Consider the following 24,795-nt stretch of genomic DNA (forward strand, 5'->3'; position numbering starts at 1 on the left):
CCTTTCTGATCAGGCGAAGCGGCCGCGGCGATCGGCGGCGCGCGCTCCGTGGGTGGTGTCGGCGCGCGGTTCGGCGTGCTCGGCGGTGGCGGTTTCGATAAGATGCGCGGCGTCGGGGGTCGCGGAGCGGCCCTGGCTCTGCCCCTGCGACTGGCGCCCGGTCTCGCCGGGGGTGCAGGTGACTTCGGCGCCGGTCACGCGGACACCCTGCTGGCGCAGATCGTCGACGAGCTTGCCCTGCGCGGCGTGGACGAGCGTCGCGGTCGCCTCATGCTGGGTATCGAGCTTGACCGACACGCCGCCCTCGCTGCTCGTCATCGCGACGTCGAGCCGGCCGAGGTGGCGCGGCATCAGGCGAAAGCTGATGTCGCCCTCCTGTGATTTGGTCGCGGCGATGTCGGCGGCGAGCTGCGCGATCCACGCGTCGTCGGACCCCATGTCGAGCACGCGCTCGGCGACGGGCGCGGCGGCGGCGGCCGGAGCGCTCGCGGCGTGCGCCTGCGGTGCGGGCTGCGCGAACAGCACGGCCATCGCGGCGCCGGTGTCGACGGCCTTGCCCGTCTTCGGCGCGGCGGCAGGCGTGGTGTCGGCGAACGGCGTCGCTGCCTCATGCTTTGCAGGGCGCGGCAGCGCCGGCGCCTCTTCGGGTTTCGCATCCTGCGCTTGCACCGGCTTCGCGGGATCGGCCGCGACGGGCGTGGCGAGGGCGAGCAGCGGGTTCGCGGGCGCCGCCTCCTCGTCGGCGACGGGGACTTCGCCGCTTTCGTCGCTATCGGCTTTGCCTTTGCCTGCGACAGCCTGCGTCGCGGCGGGCGTCGATACGGCGGCCTGCCCGGCCGGTGCGCCAGTGGCGATCCGAATCAACAGCGCGGCGGCCGCCGCGGCGTCATTGCCCGTGGCGGCGGGTCGCGTTTGCGGCGTTGCGGTATCGGCAGGTGCCGCTTCGCCACCGGCGGGCGCGACCTTGCCCTCGTCGGCGACCGCGCGCCGGAACTGTTGCAGCGCTTCGGCGGGCAGCGGGCTCACGCCCTCGGCAAGCGGCATGTCGGCGAACAGCGCCTCGAAGCCCGCGGGGGCGCTGCCGCCCGTAGGCTTGGCGCCGAGGCCCGCGAGGACGGCCATCAGCCCGCCCTGCGCGGATGTCTGCTGCGGCAGGGCGTTCATCATGCGAGGCCTCCGTCGATCATCCGCAGCCGCATACCGGCGCGCGGGCGGTGCGGGCGATTGGCGTCGCTGCGGCGCTCGTTCTCGCTCTCGTCCGACTTGCGGCTGCGCTCGTAAAGGCGCACCGCCGATTCCTCGCGGACCATCGCGCTCTGCGCGAGCGCATTCATCCGGTCGCGGCGCGCGCTCGCCTGATGGAGCGGCGCGGTCAGATTTTCCTTCGCGACGTCGAGCCGCATCGCGAGTTCGCCGATCGTGTTGAGCGCACGCCCGGCGACCGCACCCTTCGCAACCGCAAGATCGGCGCGCAGCGTTTCGAGCCGCCTCGCCAGCTCGACGAGGTTCGCGAGTTCGCCATTGGCGCGCGCCAGATTGGCCTCCGCCATCTGATGTTCGACGGAGCGCACGCGGATGATGCGTTTGCGGCGTGCGGTGCGAGCGGTCATGCGGAATATCCTTCGATGAGCATTTGGCGGGATGTCTGGAAATCGACCTGCGCGGCGGCAGGCTGGGTGACGAAGGCGAGCTGGTCGGCGCGGCGGCGGATCGCTTCGTCGAGCACCGGGTCGCTGCCGGCGACATAGGCGCCCATCAGCATCAGGTCGCGATTCTCCTCGTAAGCCGACCAGAGCTGGCGAAAGCGCGCCGCGGCGGCGGCATGATCGGGATCGACCGAATCGACCATCGTGCGCGACAGCGAGCGCGCGACGTCGATCGCGGGATAGACGCCCTGTTCGGCGAGCGCGCGCGACAGGATGATATGCCCGTCGACGATCGCGCGCGCCGAATCGACGACCGGATCCTCGATGTCGCCGCCGTCGGCGAGCACCGTATAAAGCGCGGTAACCGATCCGCCGGTCGCCTTGTCGATGCCGGCGCGCTCGCACAGCGAGGGGATCAGCGCGAAAACCGACGGCGGATAGCCCTTCATCGTCGGCGGTTCGCCGAGCGTCAGGCCGATCTCGCGCTGCGCGTGCGCGACGCGGGTCAGGCTGTCGATCAGCAGCAGCACCTTCTTGCCTTCCTGGCGAAAGGCTTCGGCGATCGCCGTCGCGCGCATCGCGGCGCGCAGGCGGAGCAAAGGCGGATGGTCGGCGGGAACCGCGACGACGACCGATTTCTTGCGCACTGCGGGGGGCAGCTTGGTCTCGACGAAGTCGCTGACCTCGCGGCTGCGCTCGCCGATCAGCCCGACGACGATCACGTCGCATTCGGTGCCCGCGATCATCTGGCCCATCAGCACCGACTTGCCGACGCCCGACCCCGCGACGATCGCGACGCGCTGGCCTTCGCCGACGGTGAGCAGGCCGTTGATCGCGCGCACCCCCATATTGAGCGGACGCGTCACGCGGCCGCGGCGCAGCGGATTGACCTTGCGCCCGGCGAGCGGCCACTGGAACTGCGATTTCACCGGCGGGCGGCCGTCGAGCGGATTGCCCTGCGCGTCGATGATGCGGCCGAGCAGCGCCTTGCCGCACGCGACCATGCTCGACGCGCCGTGCGGTTCGACCGGCGCGCCGGTGACGAGCGGCATGTTGGTGTCGAAGGGGAGGACGAGGCTGCGGTGGCCGCGAAAGCCGACGACCTCGCCGTTCACATGGTCGCCCGTCGCCGACTTGATGCGGACGTTGCTGCCGAGCGGCTGCGGAAAGCCCGACACCTCGAGCATGATGCCTTCGTGCGCGACGAGCGTGCCGATGCGGCGCGGGCTGGCATGCGTCAGGTCGACGGGGCCGAGCAGCTGCCCGGCGGTCATGGCGAGGCGGCGCGTCATGCGGCGACGCTTTCGCTGCCGAGCGCGGCGCGCAGTTCGTCGAGATAGACCGCGCGGCCATGCTCGATCCAGCCCGCCGAGGTTTCGATACGCACCGTGCCGCGCGTCATCGACGCGTCGGCCTCGACGGGGAGCGCGAGCGGGCAGTCGACGAGCAGCGCGGCGTCGTCGGGATGGACCCACAAGGTGCGCGCCTTGTCGGCCTCGGCGACCATCGCCGCGGCGACTTCGGCCTGGTTCTTCAGCCATTCGGCGTCGATGGGCGCGTTGTCGACGATCTGGCGGACGAGCCGCTCGACCGTCTCGGCGATCAGCTGCGCGAGTTCCTCGCTCGGCTCGTCCTGCAGCGCCTCGGCACCGGCGAGCAGCGCGAGCAGGCGATGCCGCTCGGTCGCATAGGCCGCCTCGGCGAGCCGCTGCCCCTCGGCGAGGCCGAGCGCGAACGGATCCTCGGCCGCTTCGATCTCGGCGGGCGCGGGCTCAGCTTCGGCAGGCTCGGACTCCGGCGGCGCGGAGACGAAAGATAGCGGGCGAAAGCCGCCGCGACCGCCCATCGCGGCGGTGAGCGCGATCGGCGCAAATCCCTTTTCGGCGCGGCGGTCAGACATAGTCGTCGGCTCCGCCCGCGATCACGATCTCGCCCGCCGCCGCCATCTGGCGGACGACCTGCATGATCGCCTTTTGCGCATCCTCGACGTCGCTGCGCTTGACCATCGTCATCTCGGACATTTCGTCGCGGATCGTTTCGCCCGCGCGCTGCGACATCGTCGCCAGGCACATGTCGGCCATCGCCTCGTCGGCGCCTTTCAGCGCGAGCGCGAGTTGCGCCGCGTCGACGCTGCGCAGCACGGTGCCGAGGCTGCGCTGGTCGAGATCGCGCAGATTGTCGAAGACGAACATTTCCTCCTCGATCGTCTGCGCGAGCTGGCGGTCCTGCTTCTTGAGCGCGCGGATCGTGCGTTCGGACAGGTGGCGCGGCATCACCTTCATGATCTTGGCAACGTCGGTCGGGCCGCCGACCGGCTGCCTGGCGACGCGCTGGCCGCCGATGTTCGCGGCCGACAGCACGGCTTCCAGATCCTCGATCGCCGCGGTCGGGACCGCGGTGAGCATGGCGGCGCGCAGCACCAGATCGGCCTGCAGGCTTTCGTCGAGCGTCTCGATCGCGCGCGCGGCGACGTCGGGGACGAGCACCGACAGGATCAGCGCGCCGACCTGCGGATGCTCGCTCGCGAGCAGCGCGCTGATCGCCTCGATGTCCATCCAGCGCAGCATTTCGAGCGACGCGGCGCTCTGGCGCGGCGCGACCTGCGCGAGGATATTGTCGGCGCGGACGTTGCCGACGGCTTCGTTGATGACGGTGCGGATGCGCGTGTCGGCCCCGATCGCGAGCGCGCTCACCGAGCGGCTGCGCGCGACGAAGCGTTCGAGCGCCTGCTCGATCTGGCCTTCGCTCGCATTGGCGGTGTCGAACATCGCCTTGGCGAGGCTGCGCACCTCGTCGGGGTCGAGATGCTTCAGGATCGTCGCGGCTTCGCTCTCGTCGAGCAGCATCAGCAGGATCGCGGCGGCGGCGGACCCGTCGATCGCTGTCTTGGGGGCGGCGTCCAGCGCGGAGTCGAGCGCGTCAGGCACGGGCGCCCTCCTGCATCAGCTGGCGGACGACGAGCGCGGCGCGCTGCGAATCCTGGCGGACGAAGGCGCGGACGAGATTGGCGCGTGCTTCATAGCTCGGCGCGGCCTCGATCATCTCGAGCGTGATCTCGCGGCCCGCGGGGCGGCGCTGGCCGATCGCCGGCGGCGCGTCGGTCGCGGTGAGCAGCGTTTCCTCGATCGCGGCGTCGCGTTCGGCGCGCGCCGCGGCGCGTTCCTTCGCGGCCTTGATCATCGGGCGGCCGATGAACAGGAAGGCGAGCAGCGCGGCGAGGATCGCGCCGACCTGCTTGACCAGCGGCAGAAACCAGCTCTGATCCCAGAACGCCGGCTCGGCATTCTCGACCTTCGCGAAGGGGCGCTGGCCGATTGCGACCTGGTCGCCGCGCGCGGCGTCGAAGCCGACCGCGCCCTTCACCAGATTCTCTATCTTGGCGAGGTCGGCCTGGCCGAGCGCCTTCGTCCCCTGGTTGAGCGCAACCGCGACCGAGACACGGCGCAGGCGGCCCTGCGGCTGGTGCGTGACCGAAATCTCGCGCCCGACCTCATAGGCGCGCGCGGCCTGTTCGTTGCTTTCGGTGCCCGCAGCCGCGCCCGTCGGCGCGGGCGGCGGCGTCTGGGCGAGCGTCGTCGCCGGCGGCGGCTGGTTCGACAGCGCGCCGGGGATGCCGGCCGCGGGCGGGGTCGATCCGCTCACCGACTTGGTGATCCGCTCGCTGGTCAGCGCGCGGTCGTTCTCCGGGAAACTTTCGCGCGTCGCCTGGCTTTCGGACATGTCGACGTCGGCGTGGACCTCGACCGTATAATTGTCGCGGCCGAGCATCGGGCCGAGGAGGCTGTCGAGCGCGCGGCGATAGCGGTCCTCCATCTGCGTCTGCAGCTGGAACGCCTGCATGTCGCTGGACGTCGCGGTGTCGGAGAGCAGCGCGCCGCGCTGGTCGATCACCGACACCTGATCGGCGTTCATGCCCGGCACCGAAGAGGCGACGAGAAAGCGGATCGCCTGCACCTGCCCGTCGGACAGCGAGCGGCCGTTCTGCAGCGTCAGCATCACCGACGCGGTCGCGGGCTTGTCGTCGCGCACGAACAGGCTCGGCTCGGCGGCGGCGATGTGGATGCGCGCGACCTTGACCGCGTCGATCGCCTCGATCGTGCGGGCAAGGTCGGCCTCGCGCGCGGCGCGCAGCGTCTCGCCCTCGATCGCGCGGCTCGATCCCATCGGCAGCGCGGCGATCAGGCTGTCGCCCGTCGGCTGCGCGCGGGGCAGGCCCTGGCCGGCGAGCGCGATGCGCGCCTGATAGAGCTTGTCGGCATCGACGGTCAGCGCGCCGGTGACCGGGTCGATCGTGTGGCCGATCCCCTGCGTCTGCAGCGCTTCGGCGACCGCGGCCTTGTCGGCATCGTCGAGCCCGGCGAACAGCTGCGTCTGCGGCGCCGACTGGGTCATGAACCAGGCGAGCGCGGCGATGCCGATCGCGGTCGAGGTCGCGATCGCGGGCAGCGCGCGCTGCACCGCGGGCTGGCGAAGGACCTGGGTGAGGGGTTCGAATCGCGCCGCGAAGGCGGGCACGGGAAGCCGCGCAGCGCTGCCGGTGTCGACGGGGGCGGGGAGTTGAGCTTCGGCCATGGGTTACACCGGCATGTTCATGATGTCGCGATAAGCGGAGAGCAGCTTGTTGCGGACCTGCAAGGTCGTCTCGAAACCGAGCGAGGCCTTTTGCCGCTCGATCATCACGCTGACGATGTCGTGCGTGTCGCCGCGCTCATAGGCTTCGCTGAGGTCGCTCGCCCTTGCCTGCTGGGCGTTGACCTGTTGCAGCGCGGCCGAAATCGCCGAGCCGAAATCGGGCGTGCCCTCGCTCGCTTCGGCGCCGCCGGTCGTGGCGCGCCCCGCGGCGCGTTGCAGCGCCTGGTTCTGATTGAGGATCGAGCTGCGCATCTGCAGCAGCCGGCTCTGATCAATCGTGCTCATCCGTTCCATCCGTCCTTGGTCGCGGCGTCGTGCCGCGCGCCCAAATAAGAATGCAAAGGATGTGCCAAAAAAATTACATAAGAAAAATCAGTGCGTTGCTTATGGGGCGCAGGAAGAAGTGTCTCATTCCGGCATTTTTTTGACGCGCCGCGCTTAAGCCCCCCGGCGGCGCGCCGTTACTGCAACCGTGAAGCTCGCTGAGCCCACACCACGGGAATGGCCATCGGGCCGGAAAGGAAGATCATGACTGTCATCAACACCAATGTGAGCGCGCTCCGCGCCCAGAACAATTCGCGTGTTGCCAACCGCATGCAGTCGCAGGCCATGGAACGCCTGTCGAGCGGCAAGCGCATCAACAGCGCGAAGGACGACGCCGCGGGTCTCGCGATCGCGACCCGCATGGACGCCAATGTCCGCGGCCTCAACCAGGCGGTCCGCAACGCCAACGACGGCATTTCGCTGGCGCAGACGGCAGAAGGCGCGATGGCCGGCATCTCGAACATCCTCGTTCGTATGCGCGAACTGGCGGTTCAGTCGGCCAACGGCACGAACGGGACGACCGACCGCGCCGCGATCCAGACCGAAGTCACCGCGCTGATCGCGCAGATCGGCGACATCGCCGGCCGTACCGACTTCAACGGCAACAATCTGCTCGACGGCAGCGTCGCGACCGGCTTTGACATCCAGACGGGTCTCAACACCGGTGAAACCGTGAACATCACCATCGGTGATCTCACCGCCACCGGCCTCGGCGTCGACGCGATCGACCTGTCGACCGCTGCCGGCGCCTCGGCGGCGCTCGCGACGCTCGATACGGGCATCCAGACGGTTGCCACCGAACGTGCCAACCTCGGTGCGCAGCAGAACCGCCTCGAAGCCGCTGTCGATACTTTGACGTCGACCGTCACGAATCTGGCGGACGCCAAGTCGCGGGTCGAAGACGCCGACTTCTCGGTCGAATCGACGAACCTCGCGGCTGCCGGCATCCTTGCGCAGGCGTCGACCGCGATGCTCGCGCAGGCGAACCAGAGCCAGCAGGGCGTGATGAACCTGCTGCGCTAAGGCGCCCAAGCCTGCCAGGCTATATTGGTTGGTCCCTTTGATAGCCTGACACCGATGCCCCGGCCCCCCACGGCCGGGGCATCTTCTTTTGGGCTGCGGGTGGGCGCGGCGCGTTTCGGGTGATACCAGCCGTCGCCCCAGCGAAAGCTGGGGCCGCTATCGGCCTGGTCTTTCGCCGCTGGGACAAGAGGATGGCGGCCCCAGCTTTCGCTGGGGCGACGTTTCATGGTGGGATGCTCTGTCCGCTCTCCACCTTCCAATGTCGGCGTCCGCCCTATTCGGCGCCGGCTTCGTCCCGGTCTTTGCGCAGCTCGCTGACGAGCAGCTTGTCGATCTTGCGCCCGTCCATGTCGACGATCTCGAAGCGCCAGCCGCGGTCGGTGAAACTCTCCCCTTCCTTTGGCAGGTGCTTCAGGATCGCGAGCGCGTGGCCTGCCGCGGTCGCATAGTCGCGATCATCGGGTAGCTCGATCCCCAGCCGGTCGGCCATCTGGTCGGCGGGCATCGACCCCGCGATCAGCAGGCTGCCGTCGTCGCGCTCGGTGACGAAAGGTTCGCTGCCGATATCCTGATCCGACGCGAACTCGCCCGCGATCGCCGACAGCAGGTCGGCGGGGGTCACCAGTCCTTCGAAATGGCCGTATTCGTCGTGGACGAACAGCATCGGCACTTCGGCGCCGCGCAGCGTTTCGAGCGCGTCCATCGCGTCGATCTGGTCGTGCATCACCGCCGCGCGGCGCATCAGCCGTTCGAGGTCGAGCGGCTCGCCGCGAAAGAGCGCCGCCGCGATGTCGCGCGCCTGCACTACGCCGACGATATCGTCGACCGACCCGCGCGCGACCGGCAGCCGCGTGTGCGGGGTTTCGAGCAGCTTGGCGCGCACCGCATCGTCGTCCGAGGCGATGTCGATCCAGTCGACGTCGGTGCGCGGCGTCATCACTTCGCGCACCGGCCGGTCGGCGAGGCGCACGACGCCCGAGATGATCGCGCGCTCGCTTTCCTCGATCACCCCCGATTTCGACGCTTCGGCGACGATCAGGTGCAGTTCCTCGGCGGTTACCCGGTCTTCCGATTCGCGGCTGAGGCCGAACAGGCGAAAGACCAGCGCCGAACTCGCGTCGAGCAGCCAGACGAGCGGCGCGGCGACGCGCGACAGCCACAGCATCGGCAGCGCCATGGCGATTGCGATGCGCTCGGGCGCGCGCAGGGCGAACTGCTTGGGCACGAGTTCGCCCGCGATCAGCGAGGCATAGGTGGTGAGGCCGATGACGACGGCAAAGCCCGCGGTCTGCGCGCTGTCGGCGTCGAGCCCGAACCACGCCGCAAGCCGGTCGGCGACCGGCTGGCCGAGGCTCGCGCCCGAATAGGCCCCCGCCAGAATGCCGATCAGGGTGATGCCGACCTGCACCGTCGACAGGAAGCGCCCCGGATCGGCGGCGAGCCGGCGCGCGATCGCGGCGCCGCGGCTGCCGCGCTTCTCAGCCGCCTGCAATCGCGGGCCGCGCGCCGAAACGATCGCCAGTTCGGACATGGCGAAGACGCCGTTCAACAGGACGAGGACGGCAATGATCGCCACGTCCGACCAAGGAAAAGGGGTCATGGGATGGTCACCGGCGCCCGCGCGCCGCCCCCCGGCAAGGATCGGTCATCGCGCGGCTATAGGGCAAATATGCGGGAATACACAATGGCGCCGCGCAATGGGGTCCGATCGCTCAGCCGCCATTCAGGACCGGTTTGGAACCAGATGCGCGGCCGACTGTTATCGCCATGGAAGGATGGCGGACCAGCGCCATCACAATAGGGAGCGACAGATGAAGAACGGAACGATCCAGCTCACGACCCTCGCCGCGATAAGCGCCCTCGCGCTCGGCGGCTGCGTCACCGACCCGGTGACGGGGGAAAAGAAGATTTCGAAGGCCGCGATCGGCGGCGTCGGCGGCGCGCTCGGCGGTTATCTGCTCGGCGACCTGATCGGCGGCAAGAACAGCCGGACCGAGGAAATCGTCGGCGCCGGCATCGGCGCGGTCGCCGGCGCGGGCGTCGGCTATTATATGGACCAGCAGGAAAAGAAGCTGCGCGAACGCACCGCGGGCACCGGTATCGACGTCGAACGGCAGGGCGACCAGCTGGTGCTCAACATGCCCGGCGACGTCACCTTCGACCTGAACAGCGCAGTGGTGAAGAGTCAGTTCCGCAGCGCGCTCGACAGCGTGGCCTCGACCCTCGGCGAATATCCGAGCACCTATATCGACATTTACGGCCACACCGATTCGACCGGCAGCGACAGCTATAATCAGGGGCTGTCCGAACGCCGCGCGGCGTCGGTCGCTGACTATCTGGCGAGCCGCGGCGTCCAGCGCGCGCGCATGGCGACGATGGGCTATGGCGAATCGCAGCTCAAATGCACGCCCGAGACGACCGAGGCTGATCGCCAGTGCAACCGCCGCGTCGAAATCCGCATCGCGCCGGTGACCCAGAACGACGTCGCCAACGCGCAATAAAGTCCATTCCCGTGGACCGAAGGGGCGTCGCCGCGAGGCGGCGCCCTTTCCATATGGCGGCGGACGCCTAGCCGAGCGTCGGGAAGCTGGCTTTCAGCCCGTCGATCACGAACTGCGCGGCGAGCGCGGCGAGGAGGACGCCGAGGAGGCGGGTGATCACCGCTTCGCCCTTGGCGCCGATCAGCCGCATCATCGGCCCGGCGGCAAGCAGCGCCGCGAGCGTCAGCGCGAGCACGAGGAGCAGCGCGGCGAAGATCACCAGTGCGCGCTCGACTCCGTTATTCTGCGCGACGAGCAACATCACCGACGCGATCGAGCCCGGCCCGGCGAGCATCGGCATCGCCATGGGGAATACCGAGACATCCTCGATCTCGGGGGTCGCGATCACCCGTTCGGCGCGTTGTTCGCGGCGCTCGGTGCGCTTTTCGAACACCATGTCGATCGCGATGATGAACAGCATGATCCCGCCCGCGACGCGGAAGCTGTCGAGGTCGATGTGGAGGAAGCTCAAAAGCGCTTCGCCGAACATCGCGAAGAAGACGAGGATCGCGCCCGCGATGACGATCGCGCGCACCGCCATCGAACGCCGCTGCGCCGCGCTCGCATCGGCGGTCAGGCTTGCATAGATCGGCGCGCAGCCCGGCGGGTCGATCACGACGAACAACGTGACAAAGGCGGAGATGAAGAGGTCGATCACCGGGCGGGCGCCGCGACCTGATCGTCGATGACCGGCACCATCGCTTTGCCGTCCCACATCCGCACCGTGATGCGGCGCGAGCCGTCGGGCCGCACGATCGACGTCCAGCTGAGCGTCTGGTCGCCCGACAGGCCGACCTGCATATCCTCGCCCTCATTTGCTGCGGTGACGGCGGCCGCGGGGCGTGTTCCGCACGCCGCCTGTCTGGTCGAGATGAAGTCGGGGGCTTCCCGCGGGGTCGCAAGATCGGCGCCATGGTCGAGCACCCAGCGCATGTCGCCCCCCCGCGGATCGCGCCGCCAGACGGTCGTGAAATAGCCGGTTTCGGCGCCCTTCTGCCACGCGCCGGTGGTCGCGCCGCTGTTGCCGTCGCAGCTGATATAGACCGCATGCGGCTGCCAGTTCACCGCCTGCGCGGGGTCGGCCTTGCCCTTGAGCCAGTCCTGCGCGCGCGCGCGTTGCGGCACGAACATCACCGCATCGTCGGCCGCGGTCTCGCGAAAGGCGGTCCACTGGCCCTTTTCCTGCGCGAGCCGCGCGAAGGCGATCTCGGCGGCGACGAAGGCGCTCGGGTTCGCGGCGAGCGGCCGGTTGTAGAGGTCGCCGCGCGGCGAGGAGCCCGCGCATCCCGAAAGCGTTGCGACGGCGGCAACGGCAAGCAGCAGGCGGCGCATCAGAAACCCTCCGGATCGGCGAGTCCCGCGCGGCGATGCGCGGCGACGAGCGTGTTGCGGAGCAGGCAGGCGATCGTCATCGGGCCGACGCCGCCGGGGACCGGGGTGATTGCATCGGCCACCGCCGCGGCTTCGGCATAGGCGACGTCGCCGACGAGCCGGCCCTTCGCCTCGCCCGCGGCGGGCGCGAGGCGATTGATGCCGACGTCGATCACGACCGCGCCGGGCTTGATCCAGTCGCCCCGGACCATTTCGGCGCGCCCGACCGCGGCGACCACGATGTCGGCGCGGCGGACGAGACCGGCGAGATCCTTCGTGCGGCTGTGCGCCATCGTCACGGTGCAATTGGCACCGAGCAGCAGCTGCGCCATCGGCTTGCCGACGAGGATCGAGCGCCCGACGACGATCGCGTCCTTGCCCGACAGGTCGCCGAGGCGGTCCTTGAGCAGCATCAGGCAACCGAGCGGGGTGCAGGGCACGAGCCCCGCAATACCGAGCGCGAGGCGCCCCGCGCTGACCGGGGTCAGCCCGTCGACATCCTTGTCGGGGTCGATCGTCGCGACCGCCGCCTGTTCGTCGAGATGCGCGGGCAGGGGAAGCTGGAGCAGGATGCCGTCGACCCTGTCGTCGGCGTTGAGCCGCGCGAGCAGCGCCTCGACCTCGTCCTGCGTCGCGTCGGCGGGCAGGCGATGCTCGAAGCTCGCCATGCCGGCGGCGAGGGTCGCCTTGCCCTTCGATCCGACATAGACCGCGCTCGCCGGATCGTCGCCGACGAGCACCACGGCGAGGCCGGGGACGCGCCCGACCGCCGCCTCGAACGCGGGCACCGCGTCCGCGACGCGCGCGCGCAGACCGGCGGCGAACGCCTTGCCGTCGATCACATGCGCCCCCGCCGCCATGGTCACATCACCCCGGCATTCATGCCGAGCCGATAGAGATAGGACATCACCGGCCCCTGGAGGATGATGATCAGGATGAGCACGACCATCGGCGTCAGGTCGATGCCGCCGAAATCGGGCATGATGCGGCGGAAGGGGCGATAAAGCGGCTCGGTGATCCGTTCGAGCACATACCAGAGCTGGCCGACGAAGGCGTTGTGCGTGTTGATGACGTTGAAGGCGATCAGCCACGACATCACCGCCTGGACGATGATGATCCACCACAGCACATTGAGGAGGATCGACAGAATATCGAGAAGCATGAAATACAAGGCAAGGTCTCCGGCCGAAAGGTCGATGGCGGCGATGTTAGCGGTGAATGAGCGTGCCTGCACCCCTGGCGGTGAAAATTTCGAGCAGCATCGCGTGCGGGATGCGCCCGTCGAGGATCACCGCCGCCTCGACGCCGGTATCGACGGCAGCGAGGCAGGTGTCGACCTTGGGGATCATGCCCCCGGTGATCGTCCCGTCGCCCTTCAGCGCGTCGATGCCTGCACGGTCGAGGTCGGTGAGCAGCGTTCCCGACTTGTCGAGCACCCCGGCGACGTCGGTGAGCAGGAAGAAGCGCTTGGCGCCGAGCGCGCCCGCGATCGCCCCCGCCATCGTGTCGGCGTTGATATTATAGGTGTCGCCGTCGGCGCCGAGCGCGACCGGCGCCACGACGGGGATGAAATTATCCTTGGTCAGATTGGCGAGGATCGTCGGATCGACCGCGACCGGCTCGCCGACGAAGCCCAGGTCGACGTGACGCTCGATTCCCGAATTGGGGTCGGGTTCGCTGCGATGCACCTTCTCTGCGAGGACGAGGTTCGCGTCCTTGCCCGAAATGCCGACCGCGCGCCCGCCGAGCCCGGCGATCCAGCCGACGATCTCCTTGTTGATCTTGCCCGCGAGCACCATTTCGGCGACCTCGGCGGTCGCTGCGTCGGTGACGCGCAGCCCCCCGACGAAGGTCGATTCGATCCCCAGCTGTTTCAGCATCGCGCCGATCTGCGGCCCGCCGCCGTGGACGACGACCGGGTTGATGCCGACGGCTTTCAGCAGCACGACATCCTCGGCGAAGTCGCGCTGCGCCTCGGGATCGCCCATCGCGTGACCGCCATATTTGATCACGAAGGTCTCGCCCGCATAGCGCTGCAGATAGGGCAGCGCCTCGACGAGCGTTTCGGCCTTGGCGAGCAGGTCGGGCATTTTTGCGGGATCGGGGGCGTGGGTCATGCGAGCGCTCCTTCGGGGGCGGCCGTGCCGTCGAGCCGGCGGCCGATCGCGACCACCGCAGTGACGAGCAGCGGCACCATCACCGCCGACAGCACAACCTTGGCGATCATCTGCCCGAGCATCAGGTCGGCGATCGGGCGCACGCCATAGAAGCTGATGGTGATGAAGAGCAACGTGTCGACGATCTGGCTGAGCGCAGCGGCGACGAAGCCGCGCAGCGGCAGCAGCCGGCCGTTGTTCGCGGTCATCCGCGCGAAAATCCAGACGTTCAAGCTGACCGAGACGCCATAGGCGACGATCCCCGCCGCCATCATCCGCCAGCTCTGCCCGACGATGATCGGGAAAGCCTCTTTCGCGGGCTCGTACATGCCCTCGTCGGTCGGCAGTTGCAGCACGAACAGCGCGAGCAGAATTGCGACGACGAGCGGGATGAAGCCGAGCCGGACGAGGCGGTCGGCGACGGCGCGCCCGTGGAGTTCGGCGATGCCGCTCGAAATCGCGATCAGCGTCAGGAAGGGAAAGATGCCCGCCTCGACCGCGAGCGGGCCGAGCGCGACCTGCTTGGCGCCCAGAAAGCCGCCGAGCGGGACCATGCCGCCATAGAGTATCGCAAAGAGCAACAGCGAGGGCGCGACGGCGCGCGAGGTCGAGCTTTCCATCGGCGCGCGATAGTCGCTTTTGCCGCGCGGGGGAAGATAGTGCTCAATCGGGCGGGTTGTGCTTGCGCAAAAAGGCTTCGATTGCGGTCAGCAAGGTCAGCCGATCGGCCTCGCGCGTGAAATAGTGATCGGCGAGCGGGATCGGAAGATATTCGACCTCCTTTCCCGCCTTCACCATCGCCGAATACATTTTCGCCGACTGGACGACGTCGACGGTCACATCCTTCTTGCCGTGGATCAGCAGCAGCGGCGCCTTGATCCGGTCGACCGCGTTGATCGGCGATACCGTGGCGAAATCGGGAGTCATTTTTTGCCACTGACCGCGGTAGAGGCGTTCGCGGACGTTGCCACCGAAATCGTTGACCTCACGCCGCAGGTTCGACACCCCCGCGATCGAAATAGCGCAGCGATATTGATCGGGATCTTTGGCGATGCCCCACATCGCGGCATAGCCGCCATAGGAGGCTCCGACGATGCAAACGCGCTTGGGATCGGCGATCCCTTGGGCGACAGCCCAGCGCACGCCGTCGCTGACATCGTCCTGCATGGCATAGCCGAGCTGACCCTGTCCCGCCTTAAGAAATGCCTCGCCATAGCCGGTCGAGCCGCGAAAATTGGGTTGCAGCACGGCATAGCCGCGCTCGGCAAGAAATTGAGCCCAATAGTCGTAGCCAAGATCGTCATGTGCCCATGGGCCGCCATGCGGCATCACGACAAATGGCAGGTTGGACTTGCCGCCTCCACGCGGCATCGTCAGCACCGCTTCGATCTCCAGCCCGTCGCGCGCGCGATAGGTGACGAATTTCGCACGCGACAGCCGCTTGGCGCCGAGTTGCTCATTGTAGGACGCCAGTCGCGTCGCCATGCCCGTGCCCGCATCATAGTAAAAGAGCAGGCCGGGATTGTCGGGAGTGCTGAAGCGCACGAGCAATTTCTGCAGATCGGCACTATAACTTATGATCCGTGCGGTCGCATTGGGCGACATAGCATCGAGCGCCTTCTGGTTCGCTGCCATCACGGGGTCTATCCAGCGGACCGGACGGTCGCGATCGGAGACATGGACGCCGATCATCTTCGTGCCGTCGATCGACATCAGCACGCCTTCGATATCGGCATCGGGTTCGGCATGCACCGTCCGCACAGCCTCTCCGGTCAGCAGGTCCACTTCGGCGACCACCATGCGGTCATCGGGCGCGGGACGGATCATATATCCATGGTCGGTGCCGTGAAGGAAATGAAAGGGCAGGTCCAGCTCGTCTTCGTCGCGCAACCGTGCGGTGTCGATCAGCTTGAACCCATGGTCGTTTTCGGAACGATAGAGCAGGGTCGATCGGGTGGAATGATCGCGATAACCGACCGCGTAGCGGACCTGTCCGCGGTTGTCGGCGCCCCAGTCGAGAACCGAACTGCGCCCGCGCTCGACGATGCGCTTGCGGCCGTTCGTCACATCGACGCGATAGACGGCGGGCCAGAATTCGGCGGATTCATAAATGCTATTCTGTCCCGTGACCAGAATTTGCGTGCTCCCGTCGCTCGGTATCCAAAGGACATCGGCGGCATTCTGTCCGTTGAGATCCCACAGCAGCTTCGTGATCTTCCGGCTCGTGCGGTTGATCGCGATCAGTCGCGATATGTACCAATTGTCGATATCGACCGGCAGCAGTGCGTGGAGTCCGACGATGATGTTGTCGTTCCCGACCCAGCGAATCCAAGCCACTTCGGTTTGGTCGGGGATCGCGACTGCAACATCGTCTTCGCGTTTTCCTTCAAGGTCCATCATGCGAATTTGCTGCGCGCCATCGGCTGCAATCAGGCCGGCGACGCGCCCTCCGTCGGGCGACAGCTGGGCGTCTTCGATGAAAGGAAGCTGAGCGAAAACTTCGGTCGGAAGCGGAATAAAGTCGCCCGCGGCGGGCGCGGCCGCCCCATCATCGGCGCCAGCCGCCCCGACAGGGCACAGACATGTCGCCAGCAGAAACACCCATATCCAACGCATAATACCCCCCTTCCCCGATTTAGCGTATGACAATTGCAGAGAAAAATCGCGCCGCCAAGCACCCGAAGAGCCCATAGGCGCGCGCGCCCCTTGCCCCCGCGGCAAAGCCCGCTAGACAGGCGTCTTAACTCGCGGGGGACGCACGAGCTTTATGGAACGTCTGATCGGTTTGCTGGGGATCGCCGCGTTGCTGGCGATCGCCCTCGCTTTCTCGTCGAACCGCCGCTGGATTCGCCCGCGCGTCGTGATTCCTGCCTTTCTGCTTCAAGCCGGATTCGCGCTGCTTGTCATCGGCACGCCATGGGGACGCGCGGTGATTCAGGGCATGTCGAACGGGGTCACCAATCTGCTCGGCTATGCAAAGGCGGGGACCGACTTCATCTTCGGCCCGCTCGCCTCGCCCGAAATGGGCGCGAACAGTTTCGCGATCGCCGCGTTGCCGGTGATCATCTTCTTCGCCTCGCTGATCTCGATCCTCTATTATCTCGGCATCATGCAGCTGGTGATTCAGTGGGTCGGCGGCGCGATCCAGAAGGTCACCGGCATCACCAAGGTCGAAAGCCTCGGCGCCGCGGCGAACATCTTCGTCGGCCAGAGCGAGAGTCCGCTCGTCATCCGTCCCTATCTCGCGAGCCTGACCCCGTCGCAGCTCTTCACGATCATGACCGTCGGCATGGCGGGGGTCGCGGGCACGATCCTCGGCGCCTATGCGAGCATGATCGGATCGCAGCTCTTGCCCTATCTGCTCGCCGCGAGCTTCATGTCGGCGCCGGGCGGCATCTTGATGGCGAAAATCATGATGCCCGACGATCCCAAGGACCTCGGGATCGAACCGGTGATCATGCCCGAGGCGACGCACGACGAGGAAAAGCCCGCGAACATCATCATGGCGGCGGCGCAGGGCGCGCAGACCGGCGTCAAGCTCGCGGTCGCGGTCGGCGCGATGGTGCTCGCCTTCGTCGCGCTCGTCGCGCTCGCCAACGGGCTGCTCGCGGGGATCGGCGGCTGGTTCGGCTATCCCGATCTGTCGTTTCAGGCGATCATCGGCGCGATCTTTCGCCCGGTGATGTGGCTGATGGGCGTGCCGTGGAGCGAAAGCGCCGATGTCGGCGGGCTGTTCGGGACCAAGGTCGTGCTCAACGAATTCGTCGCCTTCATCGACCTCGGCCGCGAACAGGCGGGCTTTTCGCCGATCTCGGTCGCGATCGCGACCTTTGCCTTGTGCGGCTTCGCCAACTTCAGCTCGATCGCGATCCAGATGGCGGTGACCGGCGGGCTTGCCCCCAACCAGCGCCCGATGATCGCGCGCCTCGGGCTCAAGGCTTTGCTGGCGGGCAGCCTGTCGAACCTGATGTCGGCGGCGCTCGCCGGGCTGATGCTGTCATTCACGGCGCCGCTGACGGCCGCAGCCCCCTGATCGTCAGATCGGCATGACACCGAAGCCGGCGCGCAGTTCGGCGACGAAGAGTTCGGGCTGTTCCCAGGCGGCGAAATGACCGCCGCGCTCCACCTCGTTCCAATAGACGATGTTGCGATAGCGCTTGTCCGCCCAGCGGCGCGACAGGCGCATGATCTCATTCGGGAACAGGCTGCACGCGGTCGGCACATGGATTTCGCCGCCGACGAAGCTGCGGAAGCTGTGCCAATAGAGCCGCGCGGAAGAGGCGGCGCTCGCGGTCAGCCAATAGAGGCTGACGGTGTCGAGCATCGCGTCGCGCGATAGGGCGTTTTCGGGATGGCCGCCGATCGACCGGCCGCCGGGCTGGTGCCCGCAATCGGTCCAGCCGTGGAATTTCTCGACGATCCACGCCATCTGCCCGACCGGCGAATCGGTGAGCGCATAGCCGATCGTCTGCGGCCGCGTTGCTTGCTCGGTCGAATAACCGCTGTCCTTCGTTCGATACCAGTCGAAGCGGGCGAGATAGGCCTTTTCGGTGTCGCTGAGGTCGGTCATCATCTCGGGCGGCGGCGCACCGACGACCATGTTGACGTGGATTCCCGCGCAATGCGCGCCGTGCGCGACGCCGATCGCGCAGGTGACCGCGCTGCCCCAGTCGCCGCCCTGCGCCAGATAGCGGTCGTAACCGAGCGCGAGCATCAGCGCGTTCCACGCATCGGCGATATGCTCGACGCTCCATTTGGCCTGCGCCGGCTTGCCCGAAAAGCCGTAGCCGGGGAGCGAGGGGATCACGAGGTGGAAGTCGGCCGAGAGCGGCTCGATCACGTCCAGAAATTCGAGCACCGACCCCGGCCAGCCGTGGGTCAGGATCAGCGGTCGCGCGTCGGGATTGGCCGAACGGACGTGCAGGAAATGGATGTCGAGCCCGTCGATCGTCGCGAGGAAATTGGGCCAGGCGTTGAGCCGCGCCTCGACGCGGCGCCAGTCGTGATGGTCGCGCCACCAGTCGGCGAGTTCGTGCGCATAGGCGAGCGGCACGCCCTGGTCCCAGTCGGCGACGGTTTCCTTCTCGGGCCAGCGCGTGCGCGCGAGACGGTCCTTGAGATCGTCGAGCGCCGCCTGCGGCACCGCGACCGCGAATGGGCGGATATTATCGACCTTCATGTCCCCCTCCTCTGTAGTCTTCAGGGTCGCGCGGGCGCCTTGCAGCCGCGTTCGAGCCCGACGCCCTTCAAAAAGCCGCGGCGCACCGTGCCCGCGTAGAGGGCGGCGGCATAGCGGCGGCGTTCGTCGTTGGCGCCTGTAATCTCGCCGATCACCCCGCCGAAGGGGATGAACGATCCCGCCACCGAACCCGCGACGCGCCCGACGGTCGCCTCGGTCTTGTCGCCATCGTCCTTTCCGGCGCGTTCGTTCGCATCGGGGCCGAGCACCGCGTTGAGTTCCTCGACCTCGCGAATGATCGCTGCGCATTTCCCAAGACCTGCGAGCGAATAGGGGTCGTCCTGAACCGCTATCAGTTTCGCTGGGATTTCCTTGCCGTCGAAGGGCTCGGTTACCATGTCGCCGGTCTTTTCCAGCGTCGAGCTTTCGGGCGCGCCTTGTTGCGCGTGGGCGGGAAACGCCAGACCCAGTGATGTTGCGGCCAATACCGCGAAAGCCTTATCCTGCATGATCGGTCCTCCCTTGCCTGGACACAGGATGATGCGCGCCGCGCCCTAACCGGCTCCCGACGATCGTCTAGCGCGTCGGCACGGGCTCCGGCCCCGTCCAGTCATAGAAGCCGCGCCCCGCCTTCTTGCCGACCCAGCCCGCCTCGACATATTGGACGAGCAAAGGTGCGGGACGGAATTTGGGGTCGCCGGTGCCGCTTTGCAGCACGCGGATGATTTCGAGGCAGGTGTCGAGGCCGATGAAATCGGCCAGCGTGATCGGCCCCATCGGATGATTGAGGCCGAGGCGGCAGCCGGCGTCGATGTCCTGCATCGTCGCGACGCCTTCGCCGAGCGCGAAGATCGCTTCGTTGATCAGCGGCATCAGCACGCGGTTGACGATGAAGCCCGGCGCGTCGTTCGCGTGGACGATCTCCTTGCCGAGGCCGCGGCCATAGGCCTCGACCGCGGCGAGCGTCTCGTCGCTCGTGGCAAGGCCGCGGATCAGCTCGATCAGCCCCATCACGGGGACGGGATTGAAGAAATGGACGCCGATGAAGCGCGCCGGGTCGGGCGCCGCCTGCGCGAGCCGGGTGATCGGGATCGAGCTGGTGTTGCTCGCGAGGATCGCCTTGTCCGAGAGATGCCGGCCGACGCTTTCGAAGATCGCGCGCTTGATGTCCTCGCGCTCGGTCGCGGCTTCGACGACGAGGTCGGCGGGGGTGAAAGCCGCATGGTCGGCGACAGGGGCGATGCGGCCTAGCAGCGCGTCGGCGTCGTCCCGGCTCATCTTCTCCTTGGCGACGAGGCGGCCGAGCGCCTTGGCGATCCCCGCCTTGCCGGCTTCGGCGCGTGCGAGGTCGATGTCGGCGAGCAGGACGTCGTGCCCCGCGCCCGCCGAAACCTGCGCGATCCCCGCGCCCATCTGCCCTGCCCCGATAACGCCGACGATCATAGCCAAATCTCCACAGAAACCCTCGAAACCAAGTTCGTCATCCCGGCGAAGGCCGGGATCCCGCCGGTGCGCTTTACCGAAACGGAGAGATCCCGGCCTTCGCCCGGATGACGGCAGCTGAATAGTCCCGCACTAGGTAATCGACCCCGCCCGTCAAGGGGCGGAGCGGAATTCGGTCGCTTCGGCGAGGATCAGCGCAAAGGCCGGATCGGCATCGTCCCAGCTCGCAACCGGGGTCCAGCCGCCGGCGCGCAGCAGCAGGCTCGCGTCGCGCGGGCCGTATTTATGGCTGTTCTCGCTGTGGATCGTCTCGCCCTTCGCCATATGATAGGCGCGCCCGTCGACCGTGAAATCCATGTCGCATTCGGCGACGAGATGCATTTCTATCCGGGCGTTGACGTCGTTCCACACCGCGCGATGGGTGAAATTCGCGGTCGCTATGTCGCCGCCGAGTTCGCGGTTGATCCGCTCGAGCAGGTTGAGGTTGAACGCCGCGGTGACCCCGGCGGGGTCGTCATAGGCGGCGATCAGCGTCTCGCGGTCCTTGATCCGGTCGATCCCGATCAGCAGCTGCGACCCGTCGCCCAGCGCCTTGCGCCAGATACGCAGCAGGTCGATTGCGGTGCGCGCGACCATGTTGCCGATCGTCGAACCCGGGAAGAAGCCGAGCTTCGGCAGCGGGCAGATTTCGCGCGGCAGCGGCACCGGCTGAGTGAAGTCGGCCTCGACCGGATAGACGGGAAGCCCGGGGAAGCGTTCGGCGAGCTGTTCGGCGCTGTCGCGCAGGAAGTCGCCCGAAATATCGACCGGCACATAGGCCGCGGGCGAAATCGCGTCGAGCAGCAGCGGCGTCTTGGTCGAACTGCCCGAGCCGAGTTCAACGACCGCGCGGCCCGGCCCGATCGCCTGCGCCAGATCGGCGGCGTGGCGTTTCAGCAGATCGGTTTCGCTGCGTGTCGGATAATATTCGGGAAGCGCGGTGATGTCCTCGAACAGCGCCGAGCCCGTCGCATCATAGAACCAGCGCGCGGGGATCGCCTTTTGTGCCTGCGACAGCCCCGCATGGACGTCGGCGCGAAAGGCCACATCGACGCCGGCATGATCGGCATCGACCTGACGCAAATGACGAACGACTCCCATATCAAAGATCCTTTGCGAGCCGCACGCCGGTGAACTGCCAGCGCTGGTGGGGGTAGAAGAAATTGCGGTAGGAGGCGCGGCAATGCCCGCGCGGGGTCGCGACACTGCCGCCGCGCAGGACGAACTGGCCGCTCATGAACTTGCCATTATATTCGCCGACCGCGCCGGGCGCAGCGCGGAAGCCGGGATAGGGGCGATAGGCGCTGCCGGTCCATTCCCAGACGCTGCCGAACATTTGTTGCAGCGGCGCGTCGTCGTCCGCTGCGGCGGGCTGGACAGGCCCCGCGGCATCGAGCTGGTCGCCGCCCGACGGATCGAGCGCCGCGGCGGCCGCTTCCCATTCGGATTCGGTCGGCAGGCGCGCCCCGGCCCAGTTTGCGAAGGCGTCGGCTTCATAGAAGCTGATGTGCGTCACCGGGGCGGCGGGGTCGATGGCGCGCCAGCCCGACAGGGTGAAATAACGCCCGTCCCGCCAATAGGCGGGCGCGTCGATCGCATCCGCCTGCACCCACGCCCAGCCGTCGCTGAGCCAGAGCGAGGGCGTGCGATAGCCGCCGTCGGCGATGAATTCCTGCCACTCGCCGTTGGTCACCGGCCGGTGCGCCAGCGCGTGCGGGGCGAGCAGCACCGGATGGCGCGGGCCTTCGCAGTCGAAGGCGAAACCCTCGCCCGAATGACCGACCGAGACCATGCCCTCCGCGCCGCGGACCCAGCGCAGCTTGTCGGCGGAAAGCCGCGCAACTTCATTCGCGATTGCACCGTCGTCGCGCCACATTGCGGGGCCGAGCGGGTTCTGCGCGAAGAGATGCTTGATGTCGGTGAGCAGCAACTCCTGATGCTGCTGCTCGTGATGGATGCCGAGTTCGACGAGCGCGAGCGCCGCGGGCGACAGGCGGGGCAGCGCGTCGAGCAGCGCGGCATCGACGTGCGCGCGCCAGCGCAGCACCTCGGCGAGCGACGGGCGGGTCAGCAGCCCGCGGCGCGGACGCGCGTGGCGCGGCCCTTCGGCCTCGTAATAGCTGTTGAACAGATAGGAGAAACGATCGTCGTAGAGGGAATAGCCCGCGAGATGATCGCGCAGCACGAAGGTTTCGAAGAACCAGCTCGTATGCGCAAGATGCCATTTGGCGGGCGAGGCGTCGTCCATCGACTGCGCGCTCGCGTCGGCGTCGGACAGCGGCGCCGCGAGATCGGCCGACAGGCGGCGCAGCGCGGCGAAGCGTCGGCTCAGCGCTTCGGCCGGATCGGTGCGAGCGACAATCGGCGAAGCATCGGTTCGGCTGGCCATGTTCGAGCAATCCTCCGGCGACGATTCGGTTTCGGGGACAGGGGGATTATGGTTACGCCGCGGCGCGATGTCCAGAACATTTCGGGAACGATTTTCAGCCGCGAGGCGAAGCCTGCCTGAAAGACGACGATGTGCGGGTGGGCAGAAGCTCAGCGCGTTGCGCCGGGTTTCCACAAAATGTCGCAGCCCGCCGCGGCGTTGATCGCGCGCGTCATCACGAAAAGATGGTCGGAGAGGCGGTTGAGATAGGCGAGCGCGAGGGGGTTGAGGTCGCGCGTTTCGGCGGCTGCGACCGCGGCGCGTTCGGCGCGGCGCGCGACCGCGCGCGCGAGGTGGAGCCGCGCCGCCGCCTCGGTCCCGCCGGGCAGGATGAAGCTGTTCAAGGGCGCGAGCGTTTCGTTCATCGCGTCGATTTCGGCCTCGAGCCGCTCGATCTGGCGTGGCACGATGCGCAGTGCCATGTCGTGCGGACCAAAGCCATGCTCGGCATCCGCGGGCGTCGCAAGGTCGGCGCCGAGGTCGAACAGCTCGTTCTGGATGCGCGTGAGCATCGCGGCTTCGCTGGCGCCTTCGGGCAAGGCAGCGACCGCGAGGCCGACCCAGCTGTTCGCTTCGTCGACGTCGCCGACGGCTGCCATCAGCGGTGCCGACTTGGCGATGCGCGAGCCGTCGACGAGGCCGGTCGTGCCGGCATCGCCGGTGCGCGTGTAGATCTTGTTGAGCTTGACCATCAAGGGTGGCGGCTGGCGATCTGGCGCGCCGTGGATCGACCAACTTCGTCATTGCGAGCGAAGCGAAACAATCCAGGCGGCCGGCAAACCGCTCTGGATTGCTTCGCTTCGCTCGCAATGACGCGAATCATTCCCTAGCTGCCCGCGGCGAGGAGGCCGATCAGCACGAGCAGGATGATCGTGATCGCCTGCCATTTGATGCGCGCCATCATCATCCGGTTCTGCATCAGCTGATTTTCGTGGGCATTGCCCTCCATTGCCGCGCGATGTCCCTGCGAAAAATAGAAGAGGCCGCGCGCGAGCGCGAAGAGGACGAGGCCGGCGGCAGCGACCACCGCGAGGATGAGCAGAACTTGCATCGGTCCTATTTAGGGATTTCGCAGCGAATATCCAGCCGGAAGCCGCCCGGCGTGCAAATCGGCGGCGAGCGCGTGCCCGTCGACGCCCGCTTCACGCAAGGTGGCGAGCGTCGCGGCGGCGTCGCGCTTCGCGAGCCTTTTCCCGTCCGCTCCGCACACGAGCGCGTGGTGGCGATAGGCGGGGGTCGGCAGGCCGAGCAGCGCCTGGAGCAGCCGGTGGACGTCGGTCGAGGCGATCAGGTCGGCGCCGCGGATCACCTCGGTCACTTTCATCGCGGCATCGTCGATCGTGCTCGCGAGATGATAGCTCGCGGGCGCATCCTTGCGCGCGAGCACGACATCGCCGTGTGCGGCGGGATCGGCGGCGCGCAGGCCTTGCCCGGCCTCCTCCCATGCGAGCGGCCCGGCGAGCGCGGCGGCGCGCGCCATGTCGAGCCGCCAGCAATGCGGCTCGCCGGCGATCCGGAGCGCGCGTTCGTCGGCGCCGAGATGGCGGCAGGTGCCCGGATAGACCGGCCCGGCGGGGCCGTGCGGCGCGGCGAGGCTCTGCACGATGTCGGCGCGGGTGCAGAAACAGGGATAGACGAGATCGCGCGCGCGCAGATGGTCGAGCGCCGCGGCATAGTCGCCGAGATGCTGCGACTGGCGCACCGGCGCGCCATCCCGCTCGAGCCCGAGCCAGTCGAGGTCGGCGATCGCGGCGGCAACATGCTCTTCGCGCGAGCGGGCGCCGTCGATATCGTCGATGCGGAGCAGGAACGCGCCGCCGGCGCGGTGCGCGGCATCGTGCGCCAGAACCGCGCTATAGGCGTGGCCGAGGTGGAGTTCGCCGGTCGGGCTGGGGGCGAAGCGGGTCAGCATGGCGCGGGGGCCGAATCCAGATACTGTGTCCTGAAAGCCGCAATCCTTCCATATCTTGCGACAAAACCCCCCTTGACGTGCGAATCGGATTCGGCATGTAAT

Annotated in this window: 26 protein-coding genes; 3 read left to right on the top strand and 23 right to left on the bottom strand. The window is 67.7% G+C overall.

The window, feature by feature from the left end; genetic code table 11:
- Window positions 1-9 precede the first annotated feature (9 nt).
- Genes CHB69_RS13450 through fliE form a run of 7 tightly spaced genes read right to left on the bottom strand, consistent with a single transcriptional unit; the run spans window position 10 to window position 6,563 of the window.
- Window positions 10-1,167 (bottom strand): flagellar hook-length control protein FliK, encoded by a 1,158-nt coding sequence (locus tag CHB69_RS13450; RefSeq protein ID WP_089216530.1) that lies wholly within the window; start codon window positions 1,165-1,167, stop codon window positions 10-12.
- Window positions 1,164-1,610, bottom strand: a complete 447-nt coding sequence (locus tag CHB69_RS13455; RefSeq protein WP_089216531.1) for a hypothetical protein — start codon at window positions 1,608-1,610, stop codon at window positions 1,164-1,166. Before CHB69_RS13455 ends, CHB69_RS13450 begins: the two co-directional genes overlap by 4 nt.
- A complete protein-coding gene (locus CHB69_RS13460) occupies window positions 1,607-2,938 on the bottom strand; it encodes a FliI/YscN family ATPase (protein WP_089216532.1) in 1,332 nt (443 codons plus the stop codon). The genes CHB69_RS13455 and CHB69_RS13460 overlap by 4 nt, the downstream gene beginning before the upstream one ends.
- A complete protein-coding gene (locus tag CHB69_RS13465) occupies window positions 2,935-3,546 on the bottom strand; it encodes a FliH/SctL family protein (RefSeq protein ID WP_089216533.1) in 612 nt (203 codons plus the stop codon). Before CHB69_RS13465 ends, CHB69_RS13460 begins: the two co-directional genes overlap by 4 nt.
- Window positions 3,539-4,573, bottom strand: coding sequence for a flagellar motor switch protein FliG (gene fliG / locus CHB69_RS13470; RefSeq protein WP_089216534.1), 1,035 nt, complete (start codon window positions 4,571-4,573; stop codon window positions 3,539-3,541). Before fliG ends, CHB69_RS13465 begins: the two co-directional genes overlap by 8 nt.
- Window positions 4,566-6,218, bottom strand: a complete 1,653-nt coding sequence (gene fliF / locus CHB69_RS13475) for a flagellar basal-body MS-ring/collar protein FliF (protein ID WP_089216535.1) — start codon at window positions 6,216-6,218, stop codon at window positions 4,566-4,568. The genes fliG and fliF overlap by 8 nt, the downstream gene beginning before the upstream one ends.
- A 3-nt stretch (window positions 6,219-6,221) precedes the next feature.
- Window positions 6,222-6,563: a flagellar hook-basal body complex protein FliE gene (fliE, locus tag CHB69_RS13480; protein WP_089216664.1), complete on the bottom strand. Its 342-nt coding sequence runs from the start codon at window positions 6,561-6,563 to the stop codon at window positions 6,222-6,224.
- Between the two features lie 243 nt (window positions 6,564-6,806).
- Between fliE and CHB69_RS13485 the strand changes: the two genes are divergently transcribed.
- Window positions 6,807-7,625 carry a flagellin N-terminal helical domain-containing protein gene (locus CHB69_RS13485; protein WP_089216665.1) on the top strand — a complete coding sequence of 273 codons (819 nt, stop codon included), beginning with the start codon at window positions 6,807-6,809 and terminating at the stop codon, window positions 7,623-7,625.
- Between the two features lie 274 nt (window positions 7,626-7,899).
- Here CHB69_RS13485 and CHB69_RS13490 read toward each other — a convergent pair whose 3' ends face one another.
- A complete protein-coding gene (locus tag CHB69_RS13490; protein ID WP_089216536.1) occupies window positions 7,900-9,225 on the bottom strand; it encodes a hemolysin family protein in 1,326 nt (441 codons plus the stop codon).
- A gap of 211 nt (window positions 9,226-9,436) precedes the next feature.
- On the opposite strand from CHB69_RS13490, the gene CHB69_RS13495 reads away from it, so the two are divergent.
- On the top strand, window positions 9,437-10,126 hold the full coding sequence (locus CHB69_RS13495) for a YiaD family glycine zipper/OmpA-like lipoprotein (RefSeq protein WP_089216537.1): 690 nt from the start codon (window positions 9,437-9,439) through the stop codon (window positions 10,124-10,126).
- 67 nt (window positions 10,127-10,193) lie between these two features.
- Here the strand turns inward: CHB69_RS13495 and CHB69_RS13500 are convergent, their stop codons facing one another.
- The 7 genes from CHB69_RS13500 to CHB69_RS13530 are packed head-to-tail and all read right to left on the bottom strand — an operon-like array spanning window position 10,194 to window position 16,092.
- Window positions 10,194-10,823 (bottom strand): MarC family protein, encoded by a 630-nt coding sequence (locus tag CHB69_RS13500; protein WP_089216538.1) that lies wholly within the window; start codon window positions 10,821-10,823, stop codon window positions 10,194-10,196.
- Window positions 10,820-11,497 (bottom strand): hypothetical protein, encoded by a 678-nt coding sequence (locus CHB69_RS13505; protein WP_089216539.1) that lies wholly within the window; start codon window positions 11,495-11,497, stop codon window positions 10,820-10,822. The genes CHB69_RS13500 and CHB69_RS13505 overlap by 4 nt, the downstream gene beginning before the upstream one ends.
- Window positions 11,497-12,396, bottom strand: a complete 900-nt coding sequence (gene folD / locus CHB69_RS13510) for a bifunctional methylenetetrahydrofolate dehydrogenase/methenyltetrahydrofolate cyclohydrolase FolD (protein ID WP_089216540.1) — start codon at window positions 12,394-12,396, stop codon at window positions 11,497-11,499. Before folD ends, CHB69_RS13505 begins: the two co-directional genes overlap by 1 nt.
- 2 nt (window positions 12,397-12,398) lie before the next feature.
- Window positions 12,399-12,698: a YggT family protein gene (locus tag CHB69_RS13515; protein ID WP_170935560.1), complete on the bottom strand. Its 300-nt coding sequence runs from the start codon at window positions 12,696-12,698 to the stop codon at window positions 12,399-12,401.
- Between the two features lie 46 nt (window positions 12,699-12,744).
- The gene (gene argB / locus CHB69_RS13520) at window positions 12,745-13,653 is read right to left on the bottom strand and encodes an acetylglutamate kinase (protein ID WP_089216542.1); all 909 of its coding nucleotides are present in this window, start codon (window positions 13,651-13,653) and stop codon (window positions 12,745-12,747) included.
- Window positions 13,650-14,312, bottom strand: coding sequence for a queuosine precursor transporter (locus CHB69_RS13525; RefSeq protein ID WP_089216543.1), 663 nt, complete (start codon window positions 14,310-14,312; stop codon window positions 13,650-13,652). Before CHB69_RS13525 ends, argB begins: the two co-directional genes overlap by 4 nt.
- Window positions 14,313-14,355: 43 nt before the next feature.
- On the bottom strand, window positions 14,356-16,092 hold the full coding sequence (locus tag CHB69_RS13530) for an alpha/beta hydrolase family protein (protein WP_170935561.1): 1,737 nt from the start codon (window positions 16,090-16,092) through the stop codon (window positions 14,356-14,358).
- A 367-nt stretch (window positions 16,093-16,459) separates the two neighbouring features.
- On the opposite strand from CHB69_RS13530, the gene CHB69_RS13535 reads away from it, so the two are divergent.
- Complete coding sequence (locus CHB69_RS13535; protein ID WP_089216545.1) at window positions 16,460-17,725, top strand: NupC/NupG family nucleoside CNT transporter; 1,266 nt, start codon at window positions 16,460-16,462, stop codon at window positions 17,723-17,725.
- Between the two features lie 3 nt (window positions 17,726-17,728).
- Here the strand turns inward: CHB69_RS13535 and CHB69_RS13540 are convergent, their stop codons facing one another.
- The 8 genes from CHB69_RS13540 to gluQRS form a co-directional block, all read right to left on the bottom strand.
- Window positions 17,729-18,871: an epoxide hydrolase family protein gene (locus tag CHB69_RS13540; RefSeq protein ID WP_089216546.1), complete on the bottom strand. Its 1,143-nt coding sequence runs from the start codon at window positions 18,869-18,871 to the stop codon at window positions 17,729-17,731.
- Window positions 18,872-18,891: 20 nt separating this feature from the next.
- Entirely contained in the window at window positions 18,892-19,380 is a 489-nt protein-coding gene (locus CHB69_RS13545; protein ID WP_089216547.1) for a hypothetical protein, read from the bottom strand.
- A 67-nt stretch (window positions 19,381-19,447) separates the two neighbouring features.
- The gene (locus tag CHB69_RS13550) at window positions 19,448-20,314 is read right to left on the bottom strand and encodes a 3-hydroxyacyl-CoA dehydrogenase NAD-binding domain-containing protein (RefSeq protein ID WP_089216548.1); all 867 of its coding nucleotides are present in this window, start codon (window positions 20,312-20,314) and stop codon (window positions 19,448-19,450) included.
- 153 nt (window positions 20,315-20,467) lie between these two features.
- Window positions 20,468-21,454: an L-histidine N(alpha)-methyltransferase gene (egtD, locus tag CHB69_RS13555; protein ID WP_089216549.1), complete on the bottom strand. Its 987-nt coding sequence runs from the start codon at window positions 21,452-21,454 to the stop codon at window positions 20,468-20,470.
- Between the two features lies 1 nt (window position 21,455).
- Window positions 21,456-22,742: an ergothioneine biosynthesis protein EgtB gene (gene egtB, locus CHB69_RS13560; protein WP_089216550.1), complete on the bottom strand. Its 1,287-nt coding sequence runs from the start codon at window positions 22,740-22,742 to the stop codon at window positions 21,456-21,458.
- A 149-nt stretch (window positions 22,743-22,891) separates the two neighbouring features.
- Complete coding sequence (locus tag CHB69_RS13565) at window positions 22,892-23,473, bottom strand: cob(I)yrinic acid a,c-diamide adenosyltransferase (protein WP_089216551.1); 582 nt, start codon at window positions 23,471-23,473, stop codon at window positions 22,892-22,894.
- Between the two features lie 134 nt (window positions 23,474-23,607).
- Window positions 23,608-23,832: an HIG1 domain-containing protein gene (locus CHB69_RS13570; protein ID WP_089216552.1), complete on the bottom strand. Its 225-nt coding sequence runs from the start codon at window positions 23,830-23,832 to the stop codon at window positions 23,608-23,610.
- Window positions 23,833-23,841: 9 nt separating this feature from the next.
- Window positions 23,842-24,693, bottom strand: coding sequence for a tRNA glutamyl-Q(34) synthetase GluQRS (gene gluQRS, locus CHB69_RS13575; protein ID WP_089216553.1), 852 nt, complete (start codon window positions 24,691-24,693; stop codon window positions 23,842-23,844).
- Window positions 24,694-24,795: the final 102 nt, after the last annotated feature.

It is taken from the genome of Sphingopyxis indica (assembly GCF_900188185.1).
In the GTDB taxonomy this organism is placed as follows: domain Bacteria; phylum Pseudomonadota; class Alphaproteobacteria; order Sphingomonadales; family Sphingomonadaceae; genus Sphingopyxis; species Sphingopyxis indica.